Source organism: Tenacibaculum sp. L6 (assembly GCF_028823685.1).
Lineage (GTDB): Bacteria > Bacteroidota > Bacteroidia > Flavobacteriales > Flavobacteriaceae > Polaribacter.
Genome location: NZ_JAPEHZ010000088.1, coordinates 1 through 7,625, shown reverse-complemented (window position 1 = coordinate 7,625; position 7,625 = coordinate 1). Strand labels below are relative to the sequence as shown.

The 7,625-nt window shown below is 31.6% G+C and carries 6 protein-coding genes; 4 read left to right on the top strand and 2 right to left on the bottom strand.

Going from position 1 to position 7,625, the window contains the following annotated elements:
• Positions 1-89: 89 nt before the first annotated feature.
• The 4 genes from OU788_RS11445 to OU788_RS11430 all read left to right on the top strand — a co-directional run bounded on the left by OU788_RS11445 (position 90) and on the right by OU788_RS11430 (position 5,969).
• A complete protein-coding gene (locus tag OU788_RS11445) occupies positions 90-2,489 on the top strand; it encodes a TonB-dependent receptor (protein WP_274635292.1) in 2,400 nt (799 codons plus the stop codon).
• A 143-nt stretch (positions 2,490-2,632) separates the two neighbouring features.
• On the top strand, positions 2,633-3,748 hold the full coding sequence (locus OU788_RS11440) for an aminopeptidase C (protein ID WP_274635291.1): 1,116 nt from the start codon (positions 2,633-2,635) through the stop codon (positions 3,746-3,748).
• 118 nt (positions 3,749-3,866) lie between these two features.
• A complete protein-coding gene (locus tag OU788_RS11435) occupies positions 3,867-5,318 on the top strand; it encodes a DUF389 domain-containing protein (protein WP_274635290.1) in 1,452 nt (483 codons plus the stop codon).
• A 177-nt stretch (positions 5,319-5,495) separates the two neighbouring features.
• The gene (locus OU788_RS11430; protein ID WP_274635289.1) at positions 5,496-5,969 is read left to right on the top strand and encodes a thioredoxin family protein; all 474 of its coding nucleotides are present in this window, start codon (positions 5,496-5,498) and stop codon (positions 5,967-5,969) included.
• 28 nt (positions 5,970-5,997) lie between these two features.
• Here the strand turns inward: OU788_RS11430 and OU788_RS11425 are convergent, their stop codons facing one another.
• Positions 5,998-7,095 carry an OmpA family protein gene (locus OU788_RS11425; protein ID WP_274635288.1) on the bottom strand — a complete coding sequence of 366 codons (1,098 nt, stop codon included), beginning with the start codon at positions 7,093-7,095 and terminating at the stop codon, positions 5,998-6,000.
• Positions 7,096-7,177: 82 nt separating this feature from the next.
• Positions 7,178-7,625, bottom strand: a 448-nt coding sequence (locus OU788_RS11420; protein WP_446751491.1) for a Ppx/GppA phosphatase family protein, incomplete at its 5' end; no start/stop codon positions are given.

The window sequence follows — 7,625 nt, the reverse complement described above, 5'->3', positions numbered from 1 at the left end:
GTTTTTTTGTTTCTATAATTATGTTGTTTAATATATTTTATTTTTTGTTAAACAAAATATGTATTTTTGTTAGGTCTTAATAGTATGATATGAGAAAAGTGTTGATGCTCTTGGTTTTACTTCAGTCGTTTACTGGAATGTCTCAAAATGAAGGAGTAATTTCAGGAAAAGTTGTTGATTCTAAAACAAGAGAAATACTTCCTTTCGTTAATGTTTTAGTGTATGGAACAGAAATAGGAGCGGTTTCAAATGAAAAAGGGGAGTTTGTCTTGAATAACGTTCCTTTAGGGTATAATAAAATACAAGCTTCGTTTGTGGGCTATAAAACGTTAATTTCAGATGAGTATTTAGTAACAAAAGATAACTCACCTTATATAACCTTAGAGTTAATTGAAGATGCAACACAGTTAAAAGAAGTTCAAATACAAGCACCATTATTTAAAGAGTCTGTAGATAGTCCTTTATCGCTTCAAAGTTTGGGTATAGCAGAAATAGAAAAGAACCCAGGAGGAAACAGAGATGTGCTAAAAGTAATTCAATCTTTTCCTGGAGTAGCTTCCAATCCTGGATTTAGAAATGATATTATTATTAGAGGTGGAGCAACCTCTGAAAATAAATTTTATTTAGATGGTATTGAAGTTCCTGTAATTAACCATTTTCAAACACAAGGAGCTACAGGTGGACCTGTAGGAATTATGAATGCAGATTTAATCCGTAAAGTTGATTTTTATTCAAGTGCATTTCCTGCCAATAGAGGTAACTCTTTAAGTTCTGTTATAGAGTTTACTCAAAAAAGAGGGAATCCGACTTCGTTAAATACTAGAGCTACTATTGGAACCTCAGATGCAGGAATTACGTTAGACGGACCATTAGGGAAGAATACAACCTTTATGTTTTCTGCACGTCAATCGTATCTACAGTTCTTATTTAAGTTGATAAAACTACCTTTTTTACCAACCTATAGCGATTTTCAAGTAAATGTTAAATCGCAATTATCAAAAAATAGTGAATTATCAATAGTTGCTTTGGGAGCTATTGATGACTTTGAAATAAATAAAGAGGTAAACGATGGTGAAATAGATTTAGAAACAATAAAGAGAAATAAAGTTATTTTAAATTCTGTTCCCGTAAACAGTCAATGGAATTATACTGTAGGAGCCAGTTATAAGTATTTTGCACCAAACTCAACACACTTGGTCGTACTAAGTAGGAATGAGTGGAAAAACAAGGCGGTGAAATATTTTTTAAATGAAGAAATACCAGCAAATTTATTGTTAGATTACTCATCTAAAGAAATAGAAAATAAATTACGATATGAAAATAGCTTTGAAACTGTTAACAAAATTGATTTTAACTTAGGTTTTAATTTAGAAACAGCGAGGTATACTAATAGTAATTATCAGAAAAATGCTAATTCAGATGGAGTTGTCATTTACGATTTTAACTCAGCCATAGATTTTATTAAATATGCAGTTTTCGGACAAGTATCAAAAAGATATTTAGATGAAAAACTAGGAGTTTCTTTTGGGTTTAGAATGGACGGAATAGACTACAATTCAGAAATGAAAAACCCATTCAACCAGTTTTCACCAAGGTTGTCGTTAAGTTATAATTTGTCTGAAAAATGGACGGTGAGTTCTTCAGTTGGTCGTTATTATCAATTGCCATCTTATACGGTGTTGGGTTATAAAAATGATGTAGGTGAGTTTGAGAATAAAAATGGGTTGAAATATATACAATCAGATCATTTTGTAAGTGGATTAAGTTACAAGCCTAATACAAGCTCAAAAATAAATTTTGAAGGGTTTTATAAAGGGTATAAAAACTATCCATTTTCGCTAAGAAATCAAATAAGCTTAGCAAACCTAGGTGCTGATTTTGGTATTATAGGTAATGAAGCAGTGAGTTCTACATCTGAAGGTCGAGCGTATGGATTTGAGTTATTGGCACAGAAAAAATCGTATAGCGGACTGTACGGAATAGCATCGTATACTTTTGTAAGAAGTGAATTTAAAAACACATTAGGAGAGTATATTCCTTCTACATGGGATAATAAACACTTACTAACGGTTACCGCAGGAAAAAAGTTTAATAAGAATTGGGAGGTAGGTTCTAAGTTCCGATTGGTAGGAGGTAAGCCTTATACTCCTTATGATTTAGCAGCATCATCTTTAAAAGATAATTATGATGTTCAAAACGGTGGAATTTTAGACTATAGCAAATTAAATACTCAAAGGCTTGATACGTATACACAACTAGATATTCGTGTAGATAAAACGTGGTTTTTAAAGAAAGCGGCCATAAACTTATATTTAGATGTTCAAAATATATATGCTAGTAGCTCTAAACAGCAACCATTTTTATTGCCTATTGAAGACGAAAACGGAAGAGTAACTGATCCAAATGATAATTCTAGATATGTATTAGAAGAAATAGAAAGTACTTCTGGTAGGGCGTTACCACGTATAGGAGTTATAGTAGATTTTTAACAGTATCAAGCTTTAGAAGTTTTATCGAAAACAGTAAATTGCTCGTTTAAAATTATAATACGATTTTTCAAGTATAGAATTTTCTATGATTATTTTAATTGTTGAGTTGTATTTGAACACTAAAACAAATAATATACAAACAAATGAAGAGAGTTTTATTTGGAGCAGCATTTACTTTTTTAAGTATAACATCAGTTTCAGCACAAAAATATCAGTTCACAACAGTAAAAGATATTGAAGATACAGAAGTAAAAAGTCAAGGTAGAACAGGAACTTGCTGGAGCTTTTCTACTACTTCATTTTTAGAGTCAGAAATTATCAGACTAACAGGAAAAAAAATTGATTTATCTGAAATGTACACAGTACGTAATACATATTCTGACAAAGCAAATAATTACTTATATCGCCAAGGAAAAGCACAGTTTAGTGAAGGCGGTTTAGCACATGATGTAATGAATTCTGTAGCAAAATATGGATTAGTGCCTGAACAAGTTTTTACAGGGTTAGATTTGGGACAAGACAAGCACAACCATGCTGAAATGATTGCGGTGTTAAAATCGATGTTAGATGCGTACATTAAAAATCCTGCTGGTGAATTAAGTCCTAAATGGAAGCAATCTGTAGAAAGTGTGTTGGATGTTTATTTAGGAAAAAATAAAGACAAGTTTACTTTTGAAGGAAAAGAGTACACTCCTAAAACTTTTGCAGAACATGTTAAAATAAACCCTTCAAATTATGTGACGATTAGTTCGTTTGAACACGCGAACAAATACGAGCAATTTATTTTAAATATTCCAGATAATTTTTCTAACGGAGCATTTTATAATGTTTCTTTAGATGAGTTGGTTTCTGTTACAGAAGAAGCAATCAAAAAAGGATATACAGTAGAGTTAGATTGTGATGTTTCAGAAAAAACATTTTCATCAAAAAACGGAGTTGCTGTAATACCTGCAAGTAGTGCCGAAAATGAAAAAGCATTAACAGAAATAGTTGAAGAAAGAACTATTACACCAAGTTTACGTCAAGCAGAATTTGAAAACTTTAATACTACTGACGATCATTTAATGCATATTGTAGGTTTAGTAAAAGACCAAAAAGGAAACACCTATTTTAAAGTAAAAAATTCTTGGGGGACAAAACAAGGGAATGATGGATATGTGTATATGTCAGTTCCTTATTTTAAACTAAAAACTATTTCAGTTTTAGTGCACAAAGATGCAGTTTCAACAAACTTGAAAAATAAATTACGTATAAACTAAACAACGGTTTTTAACCAAAATTCATAAACGCTTGTAGGTTCTATGGTTGCAAGCGTTTTTTAGATCTTTTCTAATTCGGAATTTTGTATCTTTCCCGAAGTTAACAAAAATGAAAATTATGGAAGAAAATAAACAAGAGGAAGCTGTAGGGCAATCATCAAAGCAAGCAATACAGCAAGATGCAAAAGGCTTATGGGAAAAGATAAAGAAGTTTATATTAGAACTTCTAGATTTTAGAGATGATACCGATCAAGAAGCTACAATTGAAGCGATAAAAAGCGATATTTCTTTTAAAGGAGCAACTGCATGGATTTTAATTTGCTCAATCTTTGTAGCATCTATAGGGTTAAATGCTAACTCAACAGCTGTGGTAATTGGTGCCATGTTAATTTCTCCACTAATGGGGCCAATCTTAGGAGTGGGAATGTCGATTGCAATCAATGATATTGATACGTTACGAAAGTCGTTAACCAACTTAGCAACGATGATTGTATTGAGTTTGTTAACCGCTTTTTTATTCTTCTTTTTATTTCCACTTCGTGAAGAAACTTCAGAGTTATTAGGTAGGGTTCGTCCAGATATTCGAGATGTATTAATTGCATTTTTTGGTGGTTTAGCTTTGATTATTGCTCGAACTAAAAAAGGAACCATTGCTTCAGTAATTTTTGGAGTGGCAATTGCAACTGCTTTAATGCCTCCATTATGTACAGCTGGATATGGTTTAGCAATAGGGAATTTCGATTATTTCTTAGGGGCTATGTATTTATTTACCATTAATACAATCTTTATTGCGTTGGCAACTTTCTTAGTATTAAAGTTGTTAGGGTTTACAATGATTCGTTATGTAAACTCAGCAAAACGTAAAAGAATAGCTCAAATGGCATCTTTCGTTGCTTTTTTAGTAATGGTTCCAGCGGTGTTTACTTTCGTAGGTGTATATAACGAAAGTGTAATTGATGCGAGTTATAAAAAGTTTCTAAAAGCAAAGGTATACGAGAATCCGAACTTATGGTTGCAGCGTGAAAAGTTAGAGGTTAAAGAGAAAACCATAAAATTATTTTTTAACGGTGATGTAAGTGATGCAACGGAATCTTTTTTACGAAATGAATTAAAAACCTTCCCAAAAATAGATGCTTACTCTTTAATTATTAATGAAAATAAAGCTAAAAGTGTTGATAGGGTAGTAGATGCTTATGATAGAGCAGTAAGAGAATTGGATGAAAAAGACAATATCATCACAGGTTTACACATGGAAATTGATGACTTGAAAAAAACAATTTCTAGTTTAAACCAAAGAATAGAGCAAGATGCTTTGTATAGAGATAAAAACTCAATTCCGTTTAGCAAAATTAGTACAGAGGCAAAAATCAGGTTTAATGATATAAAAGAAATGAGTTTGGCTAAAGTATTATCGTCAAGTGATTTTATAAAGGTAGATACCACTACAGTAGTATCCATAAGTTGGAATAAAAAGCTAGCAGACTCTATCATGGTAAAAAATGAGGGAGAGTTAAGAACTTGGATACAAAAAGAATTGAAAACTGATAAAATTCAAATAAGAAGAAACTAAATTTGAAAATGAAAAAACCTCGCAATAGCGAGGTTTTTGTTTTTTGATTTTTTGTTAAGCAATACACAAAGTGTGATTTTTTAACTCATTAGTAAGACACTATATTTTTTAATTAGTCACATTTGTTTAATAATAAATGGTATTATTTTTGTTAATTTGAACCATATGATATTATATATGAGGAATTTATTTTTATTTGTAGCGGTATTATTTTTTGGAATCACATCTTGGTCTCAGGAAATAGAGAAGGATACTATAGTTGATGAAATCTGGTCAGATTCTTATAAAGAAGCTTTAAAACAAGCAAAAAAAGAAAAGAAACCTTTGTTGGTTTATTTTAAGGGGTCAGATTGGTGTAGTCCTTGTAAAAAATTAGATAGAGAGCTTTTCAGTACAGAAAAGTTTAAGAATATATCAAAAGAAAACTTCGTTTTGTATGAAGCGGATATTCCTTTTAATCAAGATTTAGTTGAAAAGGAAAAATTAAAATTAAATAAGGAATTGGCGGAGAAATATAAAGTATCATCTTATCCAACAATACTTTTTTTGAACCACAAACAAAAAGTCATAGCATATAAAAAAGGATTGATATTAACGGAATATTATTACCCGTTTTTCGATTCTGTTATAAAGAAAAAAGAGGGTAATTAACCCTCTTTTTTATTTATTCTTAGTAGAATTATTTTTGATTGATAACTCTAAATTCAGTTCTTCTGTTTGCTCTGTGTTCAGCTTCAGTACAAGCTACACCATCAGAACATCTATTCTTTAATCTAGACTCTCCGTAACCTTTAGCTACTAACTGACTTGGGTTAACTCCTTTTGAAATTAAGTAGTTAGCAACAGCTTGAGCTCTTCTGTCTGATAAATCTTGATTAGATTCTCTTGAACCTCTTGAATCTGTGTGAGAAGCTAATTCAACTTGTACACCGTCTTTTAAAACAGGTAATAATCTAGAATCGATAAGTTGTTTAGCAGATGAAGTTAATGTAGCACTACCTAAGTTCCAGTTAATTGGTAATGGATTGTAAGTTAATAATTCGCACTCAACTTCTTTCCAAGTAGTTAGCCCTCCTTTGCTTACTAAAACTTCTTTAGTAACTGTTTTGTATTTAGCAGGAACTGTTACTTCTTCTTGCCAAGCATCTTTTGCTAAAACAGTTTTAGTAATTTCTTTATAAACAGCAGGGATTTCGATAGTTCTTGTGGTTGGTGGTGTAACCATTACCTTCTTAGTATATGTTTTGTTAAAACCTGGTACAGAAGTTTTTTGTGTTGAAGCATCGTTATCTAACTTTGTTAAAGGTATAGTAACAAACTGAGCAGGAATTGGTTTGTAACACCAATATCTACAGTCGTTAGGGTCACTTGATTCACAATCTGGAGCTTTTTCGCTCATTTCCCAAACTGCAGAAGCAGCTTTCGTTTCAATAACTTGTTCGTCAGATTTAAATGTAGCTTTAATAACGCTTAGTTTACTTGCGTCTTCTTTTGCTGTATAGGTAACAACTTTGTCTTCCCAAACAGCAGGTACAATTTCTAAACGCTGTCCTGCTTCTTTAACAATAACTCTTTCTGTTACTGTTTTGTATTCAGCTGGATGTGTGACAATTCTTTTATAAGCTGGGGCAACTTCGATGGTAACATCTTCGTTTTTCCATACTTCTGGCGTTTTACAACGAACGTAACATTTTCCTGGTTCTGGATTTTGAGGTAGGTCTTGAGCAAAGCTAGTTAGTCCAGTAGCAACTAGTACCCCTAATAATAGTTTTTTCATAATAGATAAATTTACTTGTGTTTATTTAGCTTTTAACAAATATAGTAAATTTTATTTTATGTTAAAAACTGTTAAAAATAAGTTATAACTTATTGAAGTATAAGCTTTTGATAATACCGTCTGAAAGTCCAATTTTAGGAACATAAATTTTTCTAGCGCCGCTCCACTTCATTGCAGATAAGTATATTTTTGTTGCAGGAACAATTACATCGGCTCTATCAGGGTTTAAACCTAATTCAGAAATACGCTCTTGGTAGCTCATTTTTTTCAAAAATTGGTACTGAGCATTCAAGTAAATGTATGAGATAGGTTTACCAATATCTCTACCAGACATTTTAAAGATTTTGTTGATGTTTCCTCCTGATCCAATTAAAGAAATTCGTCTGTAGTCACGGGTGTTTTCTTCGATCCAACTTTGTACTTTGCTAAAAAGAACCTTGTTTTCAGATTTTTTATTGTTCAGTAAACGTACGGTACCTATTTTAAAAGATTTCGAGCGAATAATTTTTCCTTTAGAAAATAAGGTGAAT

Bases quoted from the DNA above. Each gene is read 5' to 3' on its own strand.
- OU788_RS11425 (WP_274635288.1), bottom strand. From the start codon at position 7,095: ATGAAAAAACTATTATTAGGGGTACTAGTTGCTACTGGACTAACTAGC.
- OU788_RS11430 (WP_274635289.1), top strand. From the start codon at position 5,496: ATGAGGAATTTATTTTTATTTGTAGCGGTATTATTTTTTGGAATCACA.
- OU788_RS11445 (WP_274635292.1), top strand. From the start codon at position 90: ATGAGAAAAGTGTTGATGCTCTTGGTTTTACTTCAGTCGTTTACTGGA.
- OU788_RS11440 (WP_274635291.1), top strand. From the start codon at position 2,633: ATGAAGAGAGTTTTATTTGGAGCAGCATTTACTTTTTTAAGTATAACA.
- OU788_RS11435 (WP_274635290.1), top strand. From the start codon at position 3,867: ATGGAAGAAAATAAACAAGAGGAAGCTGTAGGGCAATCATCAAAGCAA.